Annotated in this window: 19 protein-coding genes; 11 read left to right on the top strand and 8 right to left on the bottom strand. The window is 63.1% G+C overall.

What is annotated here, in order from left to right:
• Nucleotides 1–80 precede the first annotated feature (80 nt).
• Nucleotides 81–416, bottom strand: a complete 336-nt coding sequence (locus H0W47_RS03820) for a hypothetical protein (RefSeq protein ID WP_296920967.1) — start codon at nt 414–416, stop codon at nt 81–83.
• Between the two features lie 323 nt (nt 417–739).
• Between H0W47_RS03820 and H0W47_RS03815 the strand changes: the two genes are divergently transcribed.
• The gene (locus H0W47_RS03815; protein WP_296921020.1) at nt 740–946 is read left to right on the top strand and encodes a hypothetical protein; all 207 of its coding nucleotides are present in this window, start codon (nt 740–742) and stop codon (nt 944–946) included.
• A 90-nt stretch (nt 947–1036) separates the two neighbouring features.
• Here the strand turns inward: H0W47_RS03815 and H0W47_RS03810 are convergent, their stop codons facing one another.
• The gene (locus H0W47_RS03810; RefSeq protein ID WP_296920964.1) at nt 1037–2200 is read right to left on the bottom strand and encodes an acyl-CoA dehydrogenase family protein; all 1164 of its coding nucleotides are present in this window, start codon (nt 2198–2200) and stop codon (nt 1037–1039) included.
• A gap of 105 nt (nt 2201–2305) precedes the next feature.
• On the opposite strand from H0W47_RS03810, the gene H0W47_RS03805 reads away from it, so the two are divergent.
• On the top strand, nt 2306–3511 hold the full coding sequence (locus H0W47_RS03805) for an acetyl-CoA C-acetyltransferase (RefSeq protein WP_296920962.1): 1206 nt from the start codon (nt 2306–2308) through the stop codon (nt 3509–3511).
• The gene (locus tag H0W47_RS03800) at nt 3511–5670 is read left to right on the top strand and encodes a 3-hydroxyacyl-CoA dehydrogenase NAD-binding domain-containing protein (RefSeq protein WP_296920960.1); all 2160 of its coding nucleotides are present in this window, start codon (nt 3511–3513) and stop codon (nt 5668–5670) included. Before H0W47_RS03805 ends, H0W47_RS03800 begins: the two co-directional genes overlap by 1 nt.
• Here the strand turns inward: H0W47_RS03800 and H0W47_RS03795 are convergent.
• Genes H0W47_RS03795 through H0W47_RS03775 form a run of 5 tightly spaced genes read right to left on the bottom strand, consistent with a single transcriptional unit; the run spans nt 5664 to nt 10819 of the window.
• Entirely contained in the window at nt 5664–7142 is a 1479-nt protein-coding gene (locus H0W47_RS03795; protein ID WP_296920957.1) for a class I adenylate-forming enzyme family protein, read from the bottom strand. The genes H0W47_RS03800 and H0W47_RS03795 overlap by 7 nt on opposite strands.
• Nucleotides 7143–7154: 12 nt before the next feature.
• Nucleotides 7155–8441, bottom strand: a complete 1287-nt coding sequence (locus H0W47_RS03790) for an acyl-CoA dehydrogenase family protein (protein ID WP_296920954.1) — start codon at nt 8439–8441, stop codon at nt 7155–7157.
• A 15-nt stretch (nt 8442–8456) separates the two neighbouring features.
• Nucleotides 8457–9239: an alpha/beta fold hydrolase gene (locus H0W47_RS03785; protein WP_296920951.1), complete on the bottom strand. Its 783-nt coding sequence runs from the start codon at nt 9237–9239 to the stop codon at nt 8457–8459.
• 3 nt (nt 9240–9242) lie between these two features.
• The gene (locus H0W47_RS03780) at nt 9243–10289 is read right to left on the bottom strand and encodes a peptidase M29 (protein ID WP_296920948.1); all 1047 of its coding nucleotides are present in this window, start codon (nt 10287–10289) and stop codon (nt 9243–9245) included.
• A gap of 11 nt (nt 10290–10300) precedes the next feature.
• Entirely contained in the window at nt 10301–10819 is a 519-nt protein-coding gene (locus H0W47_RS03775; protein ID WP_296920945.1) for a flavin reductase family protein, read from the bottom strand.
• 63 nt (nt 10820–10882) lie between these two features.
• Here H0W47_RS03775 and H0W47_RS03770 point away from each other — a divergent pair, with 63 nt between their 5' ends.
• The 6 genes from H0W47_RS03770 (at nt 10883) to H0W47_RS03745 (ending at nt 16401) form a co-directional block, all read left to right on the top strand.
• Entirely contained in the window at nt 10883–11371 is a 489-nt protein-coding gene (locus H0W47_RS03770) for a MarR family winged helix-turn-helix transcriptional regulator (protein ID WP_296920941.1), read from the top strand.
• Nucleotides 11372–11394: 23 nt separating this feature from the next.
• Nucleotides 11395–12345, top strand: coding sequence for a bifunctional helix-turn-helix transcriptional regulator/GNAT family N-acetyltransferase (locus H0W47_RS03765; protein WP_296921017.1), 951 nt, complete (start codon nt 11395–11397; stop codon nt 12343–12345).
• A 148-nt stretch (nt 12346–12493) separates the two neighbouring features.
• Nucleotides 12494–13078 (top strand): chromate transporter, encoded by a 585-nt coding sequence (locus H0W47_RS03760; protein WP_296920938.1) that lies wholly within the window; start codon nt 12494–12496, stop codon nt 13076–13078.
• Nucleotides 13079–13089: 11 nt separating this feature from the next.
• Nucleotides 13090–13662 carry a chromate transporter gene (locus tag H0W47_RS03755; protein WP_296920935.1) on the top strand — a complete coding sequence of 191 codons (573 nt, stop codon included), beginning with the start codon at nt 13090–13092 and terminating at the stop codon, nt 13660–13662.
• Between the two features lie 121 nt (nt 13663–13783).
• Nucleotides 13784–15928 carry a hypothetical protein gene (locus tag H0W47_RS03750; protein ID WP_296920933.1) on the top strand — a complete coding sequence of 715 codons (2145 nt, stop codon included), beginning with the start codon at nt 13784–13786 and terminating at the stop codon, nt 15926–15928.
• Between the two features lie 5 nt (nt 15929–15933).
• On the top strand, nt 15934–16401 hold the full coding sequence (locus H0W47_RS03745) for a DUF3237 domain-containing protein (protein WP_296920931.1): 468 nt from the start codon (nt 15934–15936) through the stop codon (nt 16399–16401).
• A gap of 94 nt (nt 16402–16495) precedes the next feature.
• Here the strand turns inward: H0W47_RS03745 and rlmB are convergent, their stop codons facing one another.
• Nucleotides 16496–17248, bottom strand: coding sequence for a 23S rRNA (guanosine(2251)-2'-O)-methyltransferase RlmB (gene rlmB / locus H0W47_RS03740; RefSeq protein WP_296920929.1), 753 nt, complete (start codon nt 17246–17248; stop codon nt 16496–16498).
• A gap of 108 nt (nt 17249–17356) precedes the next feature.
• On the opposite strand from rlmB, the gene H0W47_RS03735 reads away from it, so the two are divergent.
• Both H0W47_RS03735 and H0W47_RS03730 read left to right on the top strand, forming a co-directional pair.
• Nucleotides 17357–18238, top strand: a complete 882-nt coding sequence (locus tag H0W47_RS03735) for a DUF3365 domain-containing protein (RefSeq protein ID WP_296920927.1) — start codon at nt 17357–17359, stop codon at nt 18236–18238.
• A 13-nt stretch (nt 18239–18251) separates the two neighbouring features.
• Nucleotides 18252–20408: a protein kinase gene (locus H0W47_RS03730; RefSeq protein ID WP_296920925.1), complete on the top strand. Its 2157-nt coding sequence runs from the start codon at nt 18252–18254 to the stop codon at nt 20406–20408.
• The last annotated feature ends 45 nt before the right edge of the window (nt 20409–20453 follow it).

Below are 20453 nucleotides of genomic sequence, written 5' to 3'. Positions count from 1 at the left end.
TGAGGGGAACCGGGTCGGTGAACAGAGCGCCATTATCGGGGGCGACTGCGCCGCCGGTTGGCGCCCAGCGCGGCTCACTGTCAGCGGCTGTCCCCGACGCCGTCCTTGCTGCCACCGCCCAGGGGCGCCAGGTCAGACGAATAGGTCCGGTTGCCAATCGACAGCTCGCTGCTTTTTTGCCAGGCGCACTCGAATGCTGCCAGTTCCTGGGTGGTGGCGCGTACCACCTTAAAGCGGTAACTGGCACTGAGAATCCCGCGGCTCTCCATGGTGCTTTTTACCGAGTCGAACAGCATCTCCCGCCGGAATGCCATGCGTTCGTCAAGGTTCATCTTGACTGGTCCGGTTTCGGGACCGGCAACGCTTTCGCGAGCACCACCGTAGGAGGAGGAAAAAAGGTTTTGAAAGAATGACATGGCAGTATCCAAAACGTGTGGGTGAGGCCTTCCAACCTCTTGACAAAACGTCATTCGAGTTATGTCAGTGCGGTCAGTGCGGTCGGTGCGCACGGAGTCACCAGCACGTCATCGTATTCCTTCCATTACAGTTTGTCACGTTTTGATGCATCGCAATTTGAACGTCAATGTGATGAATTTCTGCTCTCCCAACCAGCGTTAGTCCCATACGCACATCAGACGGACACCTTTGGAACTTTTCGCAAGGAGCTGCCTTGCCGCGCAGCAGTAGGCCGCCTCCCACAGTCGTCAAAGCTGGTAACCGATAGCCAAGGACCCGGGTCATGTCCATACTTACCCTACAACTTTTGGAGGAAGCCATGTCTTTCGCGCTTTACATGATCGGGTTTGTTATTTTTCTGGGCGGCGTCATCTGGGCCGCCGTCGTAGCGGGTGTGCCGCACCTGTATATCGGCATTGGCGCGCTGATTTTTCTGGGCGTAGGCATTTTCAGCGCCGTGAGCCGAACCCGCAGCAAAGATCCCTCCTGATGGGTGAAATGGAGCCTGCAATGCAGGTTTCAGTTCAGAACAAAGCCCCCGGCATTACAGGCTGCGGGGCTTTTTTCATGCCGCATCGGACTACCTGACACCCAGCCCCATCGCGCGCGAAATCACTTCCTTCATGATTTCGTTGGTGCCGCCGTAAATCCGTTGCACCCGGGCATCGGCATAAGCTCGCGTGATCGGGTATTCCCACATGTAGCCGTAACCGCCAAACAGCTGCACACATTCGTCCATGACTTTGCACTGCAGGTCGGTGGTCCAGTACTTGGCCATGCTGGCTGTAGCTGTGTCGAGTTTGTCCGCTGCGATGAGCTTGGTGCATTTGTCAACAAAAACCCGCGCCACCTGAACCTGCGTCTGCAGCTCAGCCAGGGTGTAACGCGTGTTCTGGTAGCTAGCCACGGGCTGGCCAAACACCTTGCGCTCCTTCACATAGTCCACCGTCCAGTCGATGGCCGCCTGCGCCGAGGCGACCGCCGTGATGGCGATCTGTAGCCGCTCCCAGGGCAGTTGCTCCATCAGGCAGATGAAGCCACGGTTTTCATGCGCTTCGCCGCCCAGCAGGTTGGCCGCCGGAACGCTGACGTCGGAGAAAAAGAGTTCCGACGTGTCCTGCGCTTTGAGACCGAGTTTTTTCAGGCGCTTGCCCACCGAGAAGCCAGGCATGCCGCGCTCGACCAGCAGCAAGCTGGTGCCCTTGGCGCCCGCCGCCGGATTGGTTTTGGCCACCACCACCACCAGGTCGGCATGCCAGCCATTGGTGATGAAGGTCTTGCTGCCGTTGAGCAGGTAACTGCCGTCGGCCTGTTTGATCGCCGTGGCCTTCACCCCCTGCAAATCCGAACCGGCAGCGGGTTCGCTCATCGCAATCGCGCCGACCATTTCACCGCTGGCGAGTTTGGGCAGGTACTTGAGCTTTTGTGCTTCGGTGCCGTAGTGCAGGATGTAGGGCGCAACAATTTCGCTGTGCAGGCCGTAGCCAATGCCGCTGTAGCCGCCCCGCGCCAACTCCTCCATCTGCACCACAGAGTACAGCTTGTCGGCGCCCGCTCCACCATAGGCTTGCGGCATGGTCATGCACAAGAAGCCGTTTTCACCGGCCTTGTTCCAGACTGCTCGGTCCACGTAGCCCTGTTCCTCCCACTGTTCATGAAACGGCGCGACCTCCTTGTCGCAAAACTTGCGAAAGGCGTCACGGAAGGCCTCGTGGTCGCTGGAAAAAAGGGTGCGGTCGATCATGGGTCACCTGTCACGTTGGAGGCCGGAGCCATATTTATGAAAAGCAGTTGCTTGGTGAAATGAATATACTCGTTCCTGCACTCTCTTTTACAGCAGGAGCCTTCCATGACCGAAGCATTCATTTACGACGCCATCCGCACGCCGCGCGGCAAGGGAAAAAAAGACGGCAGCCTGCACGAGGTCAAGCCTGTCAACCTGCTGGCCGGCGTGCTGACCGAACTGCAGCGGCGCAACGGCTTCGACACAGCACAGGTCGATGACGTGGTAATGGGCGTGGTGTCGCCCATCGGCGAGCAGGGTTCGGTGATTGCCAAAGTTGCCGCGCTCAAGGCGGGTTGGGACTTTCGCGCTTCAGGCGTGCAGGTCAACCGGTTTTGCGCCTCCGGCCTGGAGGCCGTCAACATGGCCGCGCAAAAGGTGCGTTCGGGTTGGGAGGACCTGGTGGTGGCGGGCGGCGTTGAAAGCATGAGCCGCGTGCCCATCGGCTCAGACGGCGGCGCGTGGGCGCAGGACCCGGAAACCAACAGCGCCACTGCCTTTGTGCCGCAGGGCATAGGCGCCGACCTGATCGCCACCATCGAGGGCTTCAGCCGCGCAGATGTGGACGCATTCGCCATGGAAAGCCAGAAACGCGCGGCCAAGGCGCGTGAAGCGGGTTATTTCGACGACTCGGTGGTACCGGTAAAGGACTTTCTCGACCAGATCATTCTGGCTCAGGACGAATTCATCAAGCCGCACACCACGCTGGAGGGACTGGCCTCGCTCCGGCCGGCTTTTGAACAAATGGGAGGCATGGGGTTTGATCAGGTCGCCCTGACCCGTTACCCACACGTCGAACGTATTCACCACGTACACCACGCTGGCAACTCCTCGGGCATCGTCGATGGCGCAGCAGCTGTTCTGGTCGGTTCGGAGGCTGCGGGTAAAAACCACGGCCTGACGCCGCGAGCCCGCATCGTCGCGGTGGCATTAAGTGGTGCCGACCCGACCATCATGCTGACCGGCCCCATGCCGGCAGCGCGCAAGGCACTGGCCAAGGCCGGCCTCACGATCGACCAGATCGACCTGTTCGAGGTCAACGAGGCTTTTGCGGCTGTCGTCATGCGTTTCATGAAGGAGATGAAGGTGCCGCATGACAGGGTCAATGTCAACGGCGGCGCCATCGCCATGGGCCATCCGCTGGGTGCGACCGGCGCCATGATTCTCGGCACCCTGATCGACGAGCTTCACCGGCGCAAGCTGCGTTACGGCCTAGCCACGCTCTGTGTCGGCGGCGGAATGGGCATTGCAACGATTGTGGAAAGAGTGTGATGAAAACCATCAAGTACGAACTGAGCGATGGCATCGCCACCCTGACCTTCGATGAGGAAGGCTCGCCGGTCAACACCATGTGCGCGCAGTGGCAAACCGACCTGACCGAAGTCACCGCGCAGGTGGTCAAAGATCGGGAATCCATTCGCGGCATCATCCTGACCTCGAGCAAAAGCACATTCTTTGCAGGAGCCGATTTGAAGGCAACGATGCGCCTGAAGGCGTCCGACGCTGCGGGGGTTTTCCGCGAAATCGAGCAGACCAAGAAGAACTTCCGCACCCTCGAAACCCTGGGCAGGCCAGTGGTCAGCTGTCTCAACGGCACTGCGCTGGGTGGCGGGTGGGAGGTGGCGCTGGTTGGCCACTACCGTATTGCCGTCGATGACAACAAAATCCAGTTCGGCCTGCCCGAAATCACGCTGGGTCTGATTCCGGGCGCCAGCGGCATCACCAAGATGACGCGCCTGCTGGGCCTGATGGGCGCGCAGCCCTTCATTCTGGAGAGCAAGCTGTTCAATCCGCGTGAGGCGCTGGAGCTGGGACTGGTGCAAGAACTGGTGCCGAACGCCGGCGCGCTGCGCCCTGCAGCGCTGGCCTGGATAGCGACGCATGATGGGGCCGCCGCACCCGCGCATCACCCTTGGGACGACAAAAACTACAAGATGCCTGGTGGCACGCCTGCCAACCCGCAAATCGCCGGCATGCTCGCCGTAGCGCCGGCGGTTCTCAAGCAGAAAACGCGCGGCCTCTACCCCGCCCCCGAATACGCGCTGGCCGCCATGGTCGAAGGTGCGCAGGTCGACTTCGACACGGCGCTGCGCATCGAGTCGCGTTACCTGGCCCGGCTGATCGTGAGCTCCGTGGCCAAGAACATGATTAACACCTTCTTCTTCAACATGAACGCGATCAAGTCGGGCCGCTCGCGTCCGAAAGATGTCCCGCGTTACAAGCCGCAGAAAGTCGGCCTGTTAGGCGCCGGCATGATGGGTGCGGGCATTGCTTACGCCCAGGCCAGCCGCGGTATCAGCACCGTGCTCAGAGACGTGAGCCAGGACAAGGCCGATACCGGCAAGGCCTACAGCGCCAAACTGACGCAGGCACGCGTGGACAAGGGCCGCATGAGCCCAACTGAGCAGGACGCCCTGCTCGCCCGTATCCAGGCCACCGACCAGGTGGCAGACTTGGCCGGTTGCGACCTGATCATCGAAGCCGTGTTCGAGCGCCGGGACCTGAAAGCCAAAGTCACGCAGGAAGCCGAGCCCCTGCTCGCACCTGGCGGCTTTTTTGCATCGAACACGTCTACCCTGCCGATCAGCGGGCTGGCCACGGCAAGTGCACACCCGGACAATTTCATCGGCATCCACTTCTTCAGCCCGGTCGACAAAATGAAACTGGTGGAGATCATCCGAGGCAAGCAGACCAAGGACGAAACCGTGACGCGGGCCTTTGACTATGTCCAGGCGCTTGGCAAGATCCCCATTGTGGTCAACGACTCGCGTGGCTTTTATACCAGCCGCACCTTCGGCACTTTTGTGATGGAAGGTGCAGCCATGCTGGGCGAAGGCATACCTGCTGCTGTGATAGAAAACGCCGGCGTCCAGTGCGGCATGCCTGTCGGCCCGCTCGCCGTGCTGGACGAAACCGCCCTGTCGTTGAGCGTGCACGTGCTGGACCAGACCCGCGCTGACTATGTGGCCGATAACAAAACCTATATCGCCACGCCGGGCGAACTGATCGTAGAGCGCATGGTCAAGGAGTTCAACCGCAACGGCCGTGTCGCCGGTGCCGGCTTCTACGATTACCCCGAAGAAAAAGGCGCGAATAAATCGCTGTGGCCCGAGCTCAAACTCCTGTTCGAAAAATCGAACCTGAATTGGGATATCAACGACATCAAGGATCGTCTGCTGTACCGGCAGGCGGTGGAAACCGCGCGCTGCCTCAGTGAAAACGTGTTGACCAGCGTGCACGACGCCAACATCGGATCCATCTTTGGCATCGGCTTTCCCGCCTGGACTGGCGGGGCGATGCAGTTCATCTATGGCATGGGGATCGAGGCATTTGAGGAGCGGGCCGCGCAACTGGCTGCGAAATTTGGCTCCGGCTTCCTATTGACCGACGAAGTCAAGGCGGCCATTCGCAAGCACCAGCCGGTTTACTGAGCAGCGAGGCTTGCGAGCAGGCCGGCTTTCTGCACCTTGCCCAGAGCAGTTTTGGGCAAGGCCTCGCAGAACACAATGCGTTTGGGATGTTTGAAACGACCCAGGCGGCCGTCAAACAATTGCAGCACTTGGGCCGCGTCAAGTTCGGCCCCGGGCTTGCGCACCACAACCGCCACCACCACCTCGCCCCAGCGTGCGTCGGGCTGGCCGACCACAGCGGCCTCCAGGATCTCCGGGCAATCAGCCAGCAGGTTTTCAATCTCGGCCGGGTAGACGTTTTCCCCACCGGAGATGATCATGTCTTTCGAGCGCCCCACCACTTCGTAAAAGCCGGCGGCATCACAGCGCCCCAGGTCGCCGGTGTGAAACCAGCCTTCGGCAAATGCCGGGTTGTCCGCGTCGGCCCAATACGCAGCCATGACATTGGGCCCACGCACCCATATTTCGCCGACCTCACCCGGGGTCACGGTTTCGCCCAGCGTGTTGACCAGTTTCACATCCACATGCAAGCCAGCCTTGCCCGTCGCACCCACGTGTTGCATCGCATCCGCACGGCGCAGGTAGATCGAGACTGGGCCGGTTTCGGTCGCGCCATAAACCTGGCCAAGCGGCACACCACGCACATGCATGGCCGCAATCATCGACGAGGGAATCGTGGAAGAGCCCGCAGCCAGAAACCGCAGGGAAGACAGATCGGTCGACGCAAAATCGATATGATCCAGCACCGCGCGCAAGGTGGCGGGCACCATCAGCGACAGCGTGGGCCGCCGCCTGGCCACATCGGCTAGCCAGGCCGCCGCGTCAAAACGGGCACGGAGGGTCACGGTGGCACCGGCATGCAGGGCCGGCAGGGTCTGGATGCACAGGCCGCCAACATGAAACAGGGGCAACACGCTCAGCACATGGTCGTCCTGCCCGAGTTCATGCGCATGGGCGGAAATCACGCAGTTCCAGATCAGGCCCGATTGCGTGTGCAAGGCGCCTTTGGGCCGACCGGTGGTGCCCGAGGTATGCACCAGCAGCACCGGCGAGGTGTACCCGCCCGCGAGAACGCCGGTGTGGGCAGTGCCGCCGCCGTCCGCGGCCAGCCCGGCGGCAGGCAGCAGCCGATAGCCCGGGACCACGGTCAGCGCGGCCGCCGCGCTATCGTGTGCGCTGTCGCTGATCACCAGACGCACCCCCGCATGGCCAAGAATCGCCGCGTGTTCGGGCGCGGCCAGCCTGTGGTTGAGCGGCAGCAAAATCGCACCGAGGCGAGAAAGCGCAAACAGCAGAACCAGCATGACCGGGTCATTGAAGCCCAGCCAGGCCACCCGGTCGCCCGGCTGCACACCGACCGCCAGCAACACCCTCGTCGCGCTCTCAATGCGCCGCCACAAGGCGGGATAAGTGATGTCTTGCCCTTCCGCATGAATCGCCACCTGCCGCGGCGAGAACTGCGCGTGCCGCTTTATGATCTGCGCGAGGTTCATTCCGACCCCGGCCTACAGCACGGCCTGTTCGTCCTGTTCACCCGGCTCGTACAGGCATTCGCGGCCCAACCGGTCGATGCAAAGTTCGGCGGTCCACGGCAACATCAGCGAGCCGCAGCGGGAATCGCGGTACATGCGTTCCAGCGGCAGCGTCTTGAGCATGGACTGGCCGCCGCAGGTACGCACCGCGAGTCGGCAGATTTCATTGGCGTTTTCCATGATGGTGTAATGCGCCGCGTACAGCCCAAGACGGATTTCCTTGGAGGGGTCAACCCGGGCCGCACGGGCATTCTGCAAAAAGATCGCACGCGTCTGCTCGAGCCGCACCTTCATTTCCGCCACCGCGATCTGTTTGGTCGGGTACATGCGGCGCTTCACCGGCGGTGTACCCGGCACCTCACCGCGCAGGTACTGCACGGTGAAGTCATAGGCGGCCTGGGCGATGCCCATATAGGTCGGCGACAAGGTGGCAAACATGTGCGGCCAGCGCAACGCAGCCTGGGCATACACCCCCTCGGGAATCAGGCGCTCGATCTCGGGCACAAACACATCCTTGAAGATCAGCGTGCGCGAGACCGTGCCGCGCATGCCTAGCGGGTCCCAGTCGCCGGTGACGCTGACGCCTTCCAGGTTTTTGTCCACTGCGAGGTAAAGCGAATCACGCTGGGTAGCGCCCGGCTTGTCCAGCGTGCACAGAATGCCGTAGTAGTCGGCCGCGCCGGCCAGCGAGGCAAAAATCTTCTTCCCGTTGACGAGGTAGCCGCCCTCCACTTTTTTGGCGAGCGTACCGAAAGGAGCTTTGCCCGCAGCTGCCGCGCCGCCTTCGGAAAAAGGCTGTGAATACACCTTGCCCTCACCCACCACGCGCTGATAGTGGATCTTGCGGTGCGCCTCGTGGTTGGCGCGCTGCTCCGGCGTCATGTCGAGGTCGTCGGCGATGAAGCCGGTCCACATGGTCGAGCTCACGTGCATGTTCAGCGTCAGGGCAGTCGCGCCACAATGGCGGCCGATTTCTGCCGCCGTCATCACGTAGGTCGCAAAGTCAGCGCCCCACCCGCCATGCGCTTGCGGAACGCAAATGCCGAGCAATCCGGCCTCGCGCAGGTCGGCATAGTTGTCAAAGGGGAACACCGCGTCGCGGTCGATCTGCTGCGCGCGCGGAGCGAATTTCTCGCGCCCCAGGCGGGAGGCAATCGCCAGCAGCTCGGTTTGTTGGGGCGTGAGTTCGCTGTAGTCGCCAGCGATCGAAGGCGGAGTGTAACGTCCGGCCGATGGTGAAGAAACAGGCAAGGCAGACATGGCAGGGTCCTCGGTTCAGGTCGGAAAGTGGTGCTTCAGGAAATCCAGCACCGCGCTGTTGAACAGCACGGGGCGCTCGATGTTGGAGATATGGCCCACGCCGGGAAGGCATGCGTATTGCGCGCCGGGGATGCGGTTGGCCATTTTTTCCACGACCGCCGGCGGTGCATTGAGGTCCAGTTCACCGGCCAGGCACAGGGTGGGCACGGCAATGTCGCCGAGCGCAGCCAGCCGGTTGAAGGAAACAATGGCCGAGAGCGCAGCCCGGTAGCTGTCTGCGGGCACGCGGCTCATCAAGCTGGTGGCCTCGGCGAGTCGCGACGGACCCGCACCGGGGGCAAACATGGCCGGCACGATTTTTTCGGCCAGTCCGTCCATGCCCAGGCCTTGATCCAGCGGGGAAAAGCGGCTTTGCAGGAACTGCTGCTGCCAAGCGCCATCCGGCTTGCCGAAGGCCGGTGACGTGCTGTAGAGCACCAGTCCGTGCACCAGTGAGGGATGTAACGCGGCCAGTTCCTGCGCAATCATGCCGCCCATGCTGTGGCCCAGCAGCACATTGCGTTTGGCGCCGATATGGGCCATCAATGTTCTCAGCGCATCGGCCAGCAGCGCGTTGGTACACGGCAAAATCGCCCGGGAGTCGCCATAACCCGGCATATCCCAGGCGACCGTTTTGTAATCCGCTGCCGCCAATACCGGCTGGTTGTGCACCCAGGCCGCTTTGCCACCACCCACACCGTGCAGCAAAAAAATGGCGGTATCACCGTCGCCTTGCTCAAAATATGCGGGCAAGCTCATGGCTCAGGCCAACTCACCGACAAGACTTCCTGCGTCCACCACCACCTGGCCATCGAGCGTCACGGTGCAGCCTCGCAACGGCAGGTCGAAATGCCCCAATGTGTGGCGGCCGGCGACTTCGTTGGCGCCGGTTGAATACAGGAAGTTGCCTGCAAAGGCACGCAGCTCTGTGCCGTTGAAATCCTTCTTGTCGTACATGGTCATGGCATCCCAGCGCGCCTTCGGGTTCATGCCCCAGCCCACGTGCGACACCGCGTAGGCTTCGCGGTCGCCCCACGCCGCCCAGTAGCTGCGCATCAACTCGGCGTCGACGTGTTGCCCGGCGATGTCGGTCACAAAATCGTCTTTTATCGTCAGCACGACCGGCTGCTCGAGGTAACGCTTGAAGGTCAGGTTGACGTCGCCTGGGGCCAGCACCAGGGTCCCGTTAACGCTGCCTCTGGCCGGAAAAGCCAGGCACAGGCCACCCGGCCAGTGCGAAATCGTGCCGGGTCGGGCGGTGTAGCCCCAGCCGCCGCCGGCCTGCGCGCCGGCCAGCGAAACGCGCAGGTCTGTGCCTGCGCTGGAAGTCACGTGCATGGCCTTGGCATTCCTGAGCAGCTTGATGCCGGCCTTGACCTTGGGCTCGAGTGTCGGATCGGGCACGCAGCGCTCGAGGATTTCAGGATGTTCGTTGGACACCATCAACACCCGGGCACCGCCCTGCAGGATGGCAGGCAGTTCAGCCGCATGCAGCAGACCCTCCACCGTCAGGTCCGCTACAAACGTGCAGGCAGCCAGCGCCTGAACCACCGGCGCGAGCTGCCCGATGGCGTCCGATGCGCCGGTGGAACGCACCGGCACCGGAGCGGCCAGCCGGGGGGTGGGTAGCATCAAGTGAAAGGCCCGCGCGCCCAGGCGTGCTAGCGCCAATTCGGCGAGTTGCACATTGACCGGCCGCGATTGCGTCTCCGACAGGATGGCGGCCGTGTCGCCGCGCTTCACGTCGCAAAGCGCAAAGGTATCGGCAAAACAGTCTATCCAGCGGGCTTCGATGCGTTCCTGCAGCATGCAATTCCTTGTTAAAGGCGTGAACCGAGGGCGAAATAGCCGCCCGCATGAAAGAGCAGCGGCGTCGCTTCCGACGAAGTGAACCGCTCGACCTCAGCAATAAACAGGCAATGGTCCCCCGCCACCTGCCGCGACAGGATGCGGCATTCAAACCAGGCAGCGGCGCCGTGCAACAAAGGCTGGCCCCAGACGTTTTCAGCATGCGCCACGCCTTCAAACTTGTCGGCCACCGGCAGGGCAAACCTGCGCGAGACTTCGACTTGCGCCTCGGCCAGCACGTTGACGACAAACCGTTCCGCAGCTTCAAACACCGGCAGGCTGGGCGAGCTGCAACGCAGCGACCAGAGGATCATTGGCGGCTCCAGGGACAAGGCCGAAAAAGAATTGACGGTGAGGCCGACCAAAGCGCCGTCCGCAGCGCGTGTGGTCACCACTGTGATGCCGGTGGCGAACTGGCCCAGCGCCGTACGCAGCGCCCGGCTGTCCAGTGGCGGGGCAATCTGCGGGATGGCTTGCAAGGCAGCATTCATCTGCCGATAATATATGAATATTCATGTAAATCACAAGCACCTCAACTCCATCGAAGGCCTGCCTTGAGCCGAAAACCCGCACCGGACTGCCCCGCTCCACCCGGCAAGTTCATTGACGACTACCTCTCTTACCTGCTGGCGCGCGCCAGCCACACCGTGTACCGGGAATTTCACGCCCAGGTGCAGGCGACCGGCCTGGGTTCGCTCGAATGGCGCCTGCTGGCCACACTGTCAGACGGTGACGGCCTGACCATTGGCGAGCTGGCGCGCGAGATCCTGGCCCAGCAACCGACCCTGACCAAGCTTGTCCAGCGCATGGAAAAAGCCGGCTGGGTTCGGCGCGGCGCCGATCCGGCCGACGCCCGGCGCACCCTAGTTTTTGAGACGCAACGGGGGCGCGATACCGTGGCTGCACTGCTGGCACAAGCCAAGGTGCACGAAAACACCCTGCTCCAGGGCTTCAGCCAGCGCGACGTCATGGCGTTGAAAAAAATTCTGCGCACCCTGATCAGCCGCGGTGTCGCGGGCGCAGGCCATCCATCAATTACTTGACTTAGTCAAACAATTTTAGGATGATGGCAGCGATGCAAGCCGCCACCTTTCCTCCCGTGCCCGCCGCCCACGTGAAGGCCGTGCGCGGGTTCAACCGCTTCTACACGCAGCGTATTGGCGTGCTGGCCCCTTACCTTGGCAGCGAGTTTTCATTGACCGAGGTGCGCGTGCTTTACGAACTGGCCCACCGCGACCAGCCGACGGCCAGCGAACTCGGTCGCGATCTGGCGCTGGACGCCGGCTATCTGAGTCGCATCCTGCGCCGGTTTGAAAACAAGGGTTGGATGGTTCGCTCGGCCTCACCTGCCGATGCCCGGCAAAGCCTGCTGCGCCTGACTGAGGCCGGCTACCATGTGTTTGCGCCGCTGCAGCAACGCTCGCGCGACGAGGCCGCAGCCCTGCTCGCGCCCCTGAGCGCGCCCGCGCAGCAGGCGCTGACCGATGCGCTGGCCACGGTGCAGCGCCTGCTCAATCCGGCGCCAGCCCGAACGACCTCTGGCGTGGTGCTGCGCGATCCGCAACCCGGCGACATGAGCTGGGTGGTGCAACAACACGGCGAAATTTACGCGCGCGAGTACGGCTGGCACAGCGAGTTCGAAGCGTTGGTGGCAGACATCGTGGCCAGCTACCTGCGCAAGCATCAGCCGGCCTGGGAACGCTGCTGGATCGCGGAGCTGGACGGGCAGCGCGTGGGATCGGTGTTCGTCGTGCGCAAGTCGCCGACCGTGGCCCAGTTGCGCATGCTGCTCCTGACGGCGCAGGCGCGCGGCCGGGGACTGGGCGGACTATTGACCGACGAGTGCATCGCCTTTGCGCGCAGCAAGGGCTACAAGAAGATGGTGCTCTGGACCAACAGCTGCTTGGGCAGCGCCCGCGACATCTACGCACGGCGCGGCTTCAAACTTGTCAAAAGCGACCCCTATACCGGCTTCGGCAAGGACCTGATCGGCGAGACCTGGGAGCTCAAGCTGTGAACGGCAAGCAACGCTCTGCCTATTCTGGTTGCGGAATCATTGAGCCTTCCAGCCCTTGATTGGCGGGCGCAAGCAGCTACTATTTTTATAGCGTTTCCGCGTATCCGGCGTGCCGTCCAGACAGCGCCGGCGCGGCGATAATCCACCCATGACCGCCGCGCCCACCGACGAAGACGAACCCCGTCCGCAACCCCAATCCCTGACTGACCTGTTTGTCTCCTTCACCCTGCTGGCGCTGCAGGGCTTCGGCGGCGTGCTGGCCGTGGTGCAGCGCGAGCTGGTCGAGAAAAAACGCTGGATGACGCGCGAGGAGTTTGTCGAGGAATGGGCCGTGGCGCAGATCATGCCCGGCCCCAATGTGGTCAACCTTTCGCTGATGATTGGTCACCGCTATTTCGGCCTGCGCGGCGCCATGGCCGCGCTTGCTGGCATGCTGACCGTCCCCTTGCTGGTGGTGCTGATGCTGGCGCTGGTATATGCGCAGTTCGCCGGACATCCGGGGGTGGCGGGGGCGCTGCGCGGCATGGGTGCGGTGGCCGCCGGCCTGATTGCTGCTACCGGGCTCAAGCTGATGGGGGCACTGAAAAGCCACCCGCTCGGCCTGCCGCTGTGCACTGCGCTGGCCTTGTTGTGCTTTACCGGCATCGCGCTGCTGCGCCTGCCCCTCCTCTACGTGCTGCTGGGCCTTGGGGTCGCCGCCTGCACCCTGACCTACCAAAAACTGGACCGATAAAGGCCGGACCGATGGACATCACTTTGCAATGGAGCGACTGGCTGGCGCTGTTCGGTCACTTCATGATTTTGTCGCTGCTGTCGGTGGGCGGCGCCATCACCACCGCGCCAGACATGCACCGTTACCTCGTGGACGATCACCACTGGCTGAGCGCCTCTCAGTTCAACGCCTCGGTCGCGATCGCGCAGGCCGCGCCAGGACCCAATGTGTTGTTTGTGGCACTGATGGGCTGGCACGTAGGCCTGAACGCTGGCGGCCCGATGGTGGGCCTGGTCGGCGTGCTGGTCACCATGCTGGGCATCATGCTGCCCAGCACCACCCTCACCTACCTGGCCGCCAGTTGGGGCCACCGCAACCGCAACCTGCGCTGGGTGCGAGCATTCAAGCAAGGCATGGCACCCATCGTGATCGCCTTGTTGATCGCCACCGGCTGGATTCTGGCTGGTGCCAGCGTCCACAGCCTCAGCGACTGGCGCGTGCCCCTGCTGGCGGCTGTCACGGCAGCCATCGTCTGGCGCACCCGCTTGCACCTGCTGTGGCTGCTGGGCGCGGGCGCACTGCTCGGATGGTTTGGCTTGGTTTAACCAGCCGAGTTAGCCTGTCCGGCATCGCACTGACAGCAGGGTAAAACATGACGCCTCCATCCTGAACATGCAGATACACATAGATACAATGGTTTTAGCCTCACTCCCACAAGAATCCGGAATGTCTGAACCTGCTGAAAAAGCCATCGAATCGACCATCCCGCTTTTTGATGTGATGATCAATGTGCCGCCGGGCGCCCGGCTTGCTGAAATCGAGCGGCTGGCGCGTGATGTCGCGGGCATTGCGCCCGACCGGATCGAGCGCCTGATGCAGGTGCTTCAGGGGTCGCCCCAGGCAAAAATTGGATCGGGCGTCACCCGTGAAAAGGCCGACCTGGCCAAGCAACAGTTCACCAAGGCCGGGCTGCTGGTGACCGTCACCCCGCTGCTGACAATTCAGACGGCATTGGCAGGCAGTTATGACGGCACCTTTGCCTGCCCTGCCTGCAATACACGTGTGGTGTTGCCCGAAAACCGACAGTGCCCGGCTTGCGGTATTTTTGTGGACAAGGTCACCGACGAATTCCTGCTCAGGCGCAAGCTGCTGGAGCAGGAGCGCGGCAAGATCGAATTCGCCCAGGCCAAATCGGCGAAAGAAAGCGACAAGCGTGCACGCGAACTCATGGAAGCGTCGGTGCGTGCAAAAGTTCGCGAAGAGCTCGAAAAGGAATATGGCATCAAGCGGGAAAAACCGGGCCTGTTCCCGGGGTCGGCGCGCCTGTTCAAGGCCGTCGGACTGCTGGGCCTGGTGGCGCTGGCATTCATGGGTGGCCGGGGCTTCTCGACAGAGGGGCTTCCCTTCATAGGCACCAGCGCCAAAGCCAAGGACGGAGCCCCGGCCGCCATGACCGCTCAAAGCCTGGATAAAGCCACACAGGGCGGTGAGGCCGCAGGCGGGGCCGGAGGTGGCGCAGGCGCGGATGCAACTGCCACTGCGAACGCAACCGGGGACCCCGACGTTGATGATCCCATGATGCAGGCCATAGGCGGCAAACGCGTTGGCGCCAAGGGATTAACGCTCGAACAGGCCGTCGCTGCCGCCAATGTGCTGGGCAAATCCGTCGGCAACACCACGGCTGAACGGGCACTTGCAGGCGGGGCCACGGGCGGCAAGGCAGCCGGCGCGCCTGGAGGCGGCGCAGGCGGCATGGACAGCAAAATCGATTCGGCAGCAGGTGCTTCCGGCACTGCCACCCAGGGTTCGGCCGCTGGCCCGACAGGCGGCGCCTCGACCGACGCCACCCCTACGGTGTCCAAACAGACCAAACTCGTGCTGACGGCCGAATTTGCCCGCACCTTGGCCGAGTTGGGACAGTCAGCACGCGCCCGGGGCGTGCTGAAGGCGGCCATGGCCTCGGTCGATCCGGTGGCCGAGCCTGCGGCAGCGGCCGCCCTGCGAAGTGCCGAGACAAGATCCATGGCCTGGGCGATCCAGCGCCGGGAAGCCGGTGCGCCAGGCAAAGCTGTCGAAGACCTGAAAACAAAAATACTCGCGGTGGCTGACCCTGCCGAACGCACCCAATTGTTGGGACAAACGGCCGTTATCCTGAGCCGCGGCGGCCAGTTGCCGCCGGAGGTGCCGCGCGCCTTCCTGTCGCTTGCGGCCGAATCTCTGAAGTCGGTAACCGGCGTCGGCCAGCCCAATGCAGTGCTGGGTGATCTGGCGGTCTCCATGGCGGAAGTTTTTTCCAATGAAACCGCCGCGCGGGCACGGGCGGGCATGTGGTCTAAAGCACAGGCCAGCGCGGCGCAGATCGAAGACCTGATCAAGCAAGCGGCAGATCCCTGGGCGCAACTGCGCCTTTACGCGGTGGATCACCAAGTCCAGCTTCAGCTGGGACAGGCCGACAAGGCCCTGCAACGTCTTGACGCCGCGCTGACGCAAGCCGGCAAGAACGGCAATCTGGCGGAACGGGCGACCTGGCTGCGCAGCATTGCACAACTCGGCGACGCCGCAGCCCAGGAGCAAATGGATGCCATGACGACCAGCCTGCAGTCGCAGCTCGAAAGCAAGTCGGGGCTCGAAAAAGCGCAGGCACTGACCCAACTCGCCCTGCTGTACGCCAACGGCGGCCTGCCGGCCCGTGCCGAGCGTTACCGGAAAATGGCGCAGGCCACGTCCGGCCTGAGCCCCGCGGAAAGCACCGCCATCGCGACGGACCTGATCGTGCGCAGCGACCTGGCCATGGCCCGCGTGTTACAGGGGCTTGGACGTTATGCTGAAGCCGAATCACTGCTTCAGCGGGTGGGCGGCTACCTGTTCTAAGCAACATGAACGCGCCCACCCCACCTCAGCTCGTCCATTTCGCCGACGTTTCCGTGCAGGTCGGCCAGGCGCAGGAAGTCGGCCAGACCATGCGAGGCCGGCGCCGGCTGATTCCCATCCTTGGCGGCGAAGCCACCGGCCATGGCTGGACCGCGCGCGTGCTGGCGGGTGGCGCCGACTTCCAGCTGCTGGTGAGCGACCGGCTCGCCGAGCTCGATGCGCGCTACCTGATGGAGACCGACGGTGGCGACATGATTTACGTGCGCAATCGCGCTGTCCGTTCCGGCCCGGCGGCGCTGATGGCCAAGCTGGTACGCGGCGAGCCGGTCGATCCGGCGCAAATCTACTTTCGCTGCTCGCCCAGTTTTGAAACGGCGTCGCCGGCCCTGGCCTGGATCACCGAACGCATGTTTGCCGGCAGCGGCGTCCGCCACCCCGACCGCGTGGTGATGCAGTTTTACGAGCTCGCCTGAGCCCAACCGCATGGCCGCCCGGTCGGCATCGCGCCCAGGACCCAGTTGGTCCGCGCAGACCTTGCGCTACCGTGACTGAGTGCCGCGCAGGCCTTCAGACTGTCCGCTGGCGCAAGGCCTCGTACAGACACACGCCGCTGGCCACCGAGACGTTCAGGCTCTCGACCGCGCCGCGCATGGGAATGCTGACCAGTTCATCACAGGTCTTGCGCGTGAGCTGGCGCATGCCCTCGCCTTCGGCACCCAGCACCAAGGCCACCGGCCCGGTCAACTTGACGTCGTAAATCGTTCGGGGCGCATCGTCACTGGTGCCAATGCACCAGATGTTGCGCTCCTTGAGCTCGCCCAGGGTTCGCGCCAGATTCGTCACCATGAAGTAAGGCATGGTTTCGGCAGCGCCGCTGGCCACCTTGGCAACCGTGGCGTTGATACCTGCCGCATGGTCCTTGGGTGCAATCACCGCATGGGCCCCGGCGCCATCAGCCACACGCAGGCAGGCGCCCAGGTTGTGCGGATCGGTCACGCCGTCGAGCACCAGCAGTAGGGGCGGCTGGTCCGACGCCGCTTCCAGCTGCTCGAGCAGTTCGTCCAGCGATTTCACCTGCGCCAGCGGGTCAACCCGCGCGACCACGCCCTGGTGGCCGTGGCTGCCGCACATCTTGGCCAGGCGCAGCCCGTCGGACTCAATCAGGCGCACGCCCGCCTCCCGGGCGCGGTCCATGAACTGGCGCATGCGTGCGTCACGGCGCGAGGCGTCGAAAAACACCTCAAAAACGGATTGGGGCGCGGTTTTGAGGCGCACCCCAACGGCATGAAAGCCAAACAGAACTTTGGGAGAGGAGGACATGGAAGGATTATCATTGCTGCCCCCGACCTGACAGCAGGAGGCAGGCTCGGGACAGACGGCACAGACGGAAGTCTAGAATGGTAACAAAAGGCTTACAAGGGTGCTCGCATGGGACTGCGGCTCAAATTCAATCTGGTGCTGATCACGGTGTTCCTGGCCGGCTTTGCGGCCACGGGCTTGATCTCGCGACAACTGCTTCAGGACAACGCACGTGAAGAGGTGCTGCGCAATGCCCGCTTGATGATGGACACAGCGCTGGCTGTTCGCAGCTACACCGTGGAACAGGTCAAGCCACACCTGGACAAACAGCTCGAGGCAGTTTTCCTGCCGCAAACCGTGCCGGCCTACGCCGCCACCGAAACCCTGAACCACATCCAGAAAAAATATCGCGACTTCGGCTACAGGGAAGCCACGCTCAACCCGACCAACCCCCGCCACCGCGCCACCGACTGGGAAGCCGACATCGTCCACCAGTTCAGGCAAAACAGTGAATCCAAGGAACTGGTGTCCGAGCGCAGCGGCGGCACTGGCCGCATCCTCTACATCGCCAAGCCGATCCAGATCACCAATGCCGCATGCCTGCAATGCCACAGCGTGCCGGCCGCAGCACCCGCCAGCATGATCAAAATCTACGGCGCGGCCAACGGCTTTGGCTGGAAGCACAATGAGATCGTCGGCGCCCAGGTGGTGACCGTGCCCATGGACATTCCCATCCAGAATGCCGACCGCGCCCTCAAAACCTTCATGGCCTCGCTGGCCGGTGTGTTCGGCGTCGTCTTCATCGTACTGAACCTGATGCTGAGCTGGCTGATCGTGCGGCCTATCCGTAACATGTCACAGGCGGCTGACAAGATCAGCAACGGCGACTTCGATGTACCCGAATTTTCCGATGCCGGCCGTGATGAGGTCTCGGTGCTCGGCAGCTCCTTCAACCGAATGCGCCGCAGCCTTGAAAAAGCCATGCAGATGATAGAGCGCGACGGGAACTGATGGTGGCAGAACCATGACACCCGGGCCGGTGGCCCCCCGCAGCCCTCCGAACGCACCCGGCGTGGATGAGGCCGCCCTGCCCGCCGGGCACAAGGTGTTCGAATACCGCATTGAAAAAACTCTCGGTGGCGGTGGCTTTGGCATCACCTACCTGGCGCGCGACATCAATCTGGAACTACCGGTCGCGCTCAAGGAATACTTTCCCGGCGAGCTCACGGTCAGGGCGGCCGACCACACCGTGCATGTGCGCGCGCCGGACGCCGAGCAGCAGTTCAATTGGGGGCTGGAGCGTTTTCTCGACGAGGCTCGCGCGCTGGCCTCGTTTCGCCACCCCAACATTGCGCGCGTGCTGCGCTACTTCCGCGACAACGGCACCGCCTATATCGTCATGGAGTACGAGTCGGGCGACCCGCTCAAACGCTGGCTGGCGCGCCAGCCGCCACTGGACCAGGCAGCGCTGCTCAAGGTGATTTACCCGCTGCTCGATGGACTGGAAGCCGTGCACAAGCTGGACTTTCTGCACCGCGACATCAAGCCCGACAACATCTACATCCGCGCCGACGGCACGCCGGTGCTGCTCGACTTTGGCGCCGCACGCCGCACCACCGGTGGGCGCGACCTAACCAACATCGTGAGCCCGGGGTTTGCACCCTTCGAGCAGTACCACAGCAAGGGCCACCAGGGCCCCTGGAGCGACATCTACTCGCTGGGCGCGGTGATGTACTGGATGGTCACCGGCGAAAAACCCTTGGAGTCGGCTGCGCGCGTGCAGGACGACAGCCTGCTGGCGGCGCAGGCGATCGGCAATGCAGCCGTCTTTGGCCCGGGCTTGTTGCGCGCTATCGACTGGGCCATGGCTCCCGACGAAAAACGCCGGCCTCAGTGTGTGGCCGAGTTGCGCGCCGCGCTGCTGGCGGCCGAGCGCGCAGCCACCGGCCTGTCGGCGGCTGGCGTGTCACCGCCCGGCGACACCCGGCCCGGTCCTGCCAGCGACGTGCTGGCCTTTGCCGCCAGCGCCCAGGCCACGCCAGGAGGCAGCGCCGAGCACGGGCGCAAGAATGTGCTGGGCACCGTGATGTCCCTGAACCTGGTGGCTTACTCACGGCACCCGGTCGCCCAGCAGGCGACGCTCAAGCAGCGCTTCAACGAACTCCTCGACAAGGCACTCATGGGGGTGCCCCAGGCATCGCGCATCGTGATCGACACCAGTGACGGGGCCGCCACCTGCTTCCTGGGCGACCCGGAGGAAGCGCTGCAGTCGGCGCTGCTGCTGCGCAGCCTCTTGTTGCAGAAATACGGGCAAATGGTGTCGGTGCGTATCGGTGTGCATCTGGGACCGATACGCCTCGTGTTCGACGTCAACCAGCAGGCCAATGTGCTCGGCGACGGCATCAATGTGGCTCAGCGCATCACGGACTTTGCCCAGCCCAACCAGATTGTGGTGTCGCGTGCCTATTACGATGTGATTTCGCGCATCACCGACAACGCCAACGGCTTGTTCAGCCCCATGGGACCACATCTGGACAAACACCTGCGCTCGCACGAAATTTATGCCGTCATGGAGCCGCAAGCGCGACCGGCGCAGGCCAATGCCCACAACAGTGAATTTGCCAACACCGCCTCTTATGCCACGCTCTCCTCGCTGACGCCGGAGGTGTTGGTCGATATTGAGTCGGAACTGGCGCACAGCATCGGGCCTCTGGCCAAGGTGCTGGTCAAAAAGGCGCTGCCACGCAGCGTCGGTGCCCAGGGCCTGCGCAAGCTGCTGGCAGTGTCGATCCCGGACCCGAAGGCGCGCGAGGCGTTCCTCCACCCGAAAGGCCAGAAAACCCAGCCCGTGGGCATGCCGGCATTCGGCGGGCGGCCTGACGCATCAAACCGCTCGCATCCGGACCTGAGTCACCCCGTCAGCCCATCGCACAGTGGAACCATCAGCGGTAGCATCAGCGGGCGCTCCGCGCCCCTGTCTTCGCCCTGGTTTAGCGCAGCGCAACTGACGCATCTGGAACGCGCGCTAAGCCAGGTGATCGGCCCGCTGGCAAAAATGCTGCTCAAAAAGCACATCGCCCGGCACACCTCACTGGCGGCGTTGCGCGAGGCGCTGGCCGGCGAAATCGACCATGCGGCCGAGCGCGAAAAATTTCTGGCCGCTACCCAAAAATTGCCCTGATGCTCCTTTTTTGATAGCCGCTTGCGCCCGTCAGACATGGGCTGA

This window comes from Polaromonas sp. (assembly GCF_013817205.1).
Taxonomy (GTDB): domain Bacteria; phylum Pseudomonadota; class Gammaproteobacteria; order Burkholderiales; family Burkholderiaceae_C; genus Polaromonas.
The sequence above is the reverse complement of the archived record's forward strand: the minus strand, read 5'-3'. Positions and strand labels throughout refer to the sequence as shown.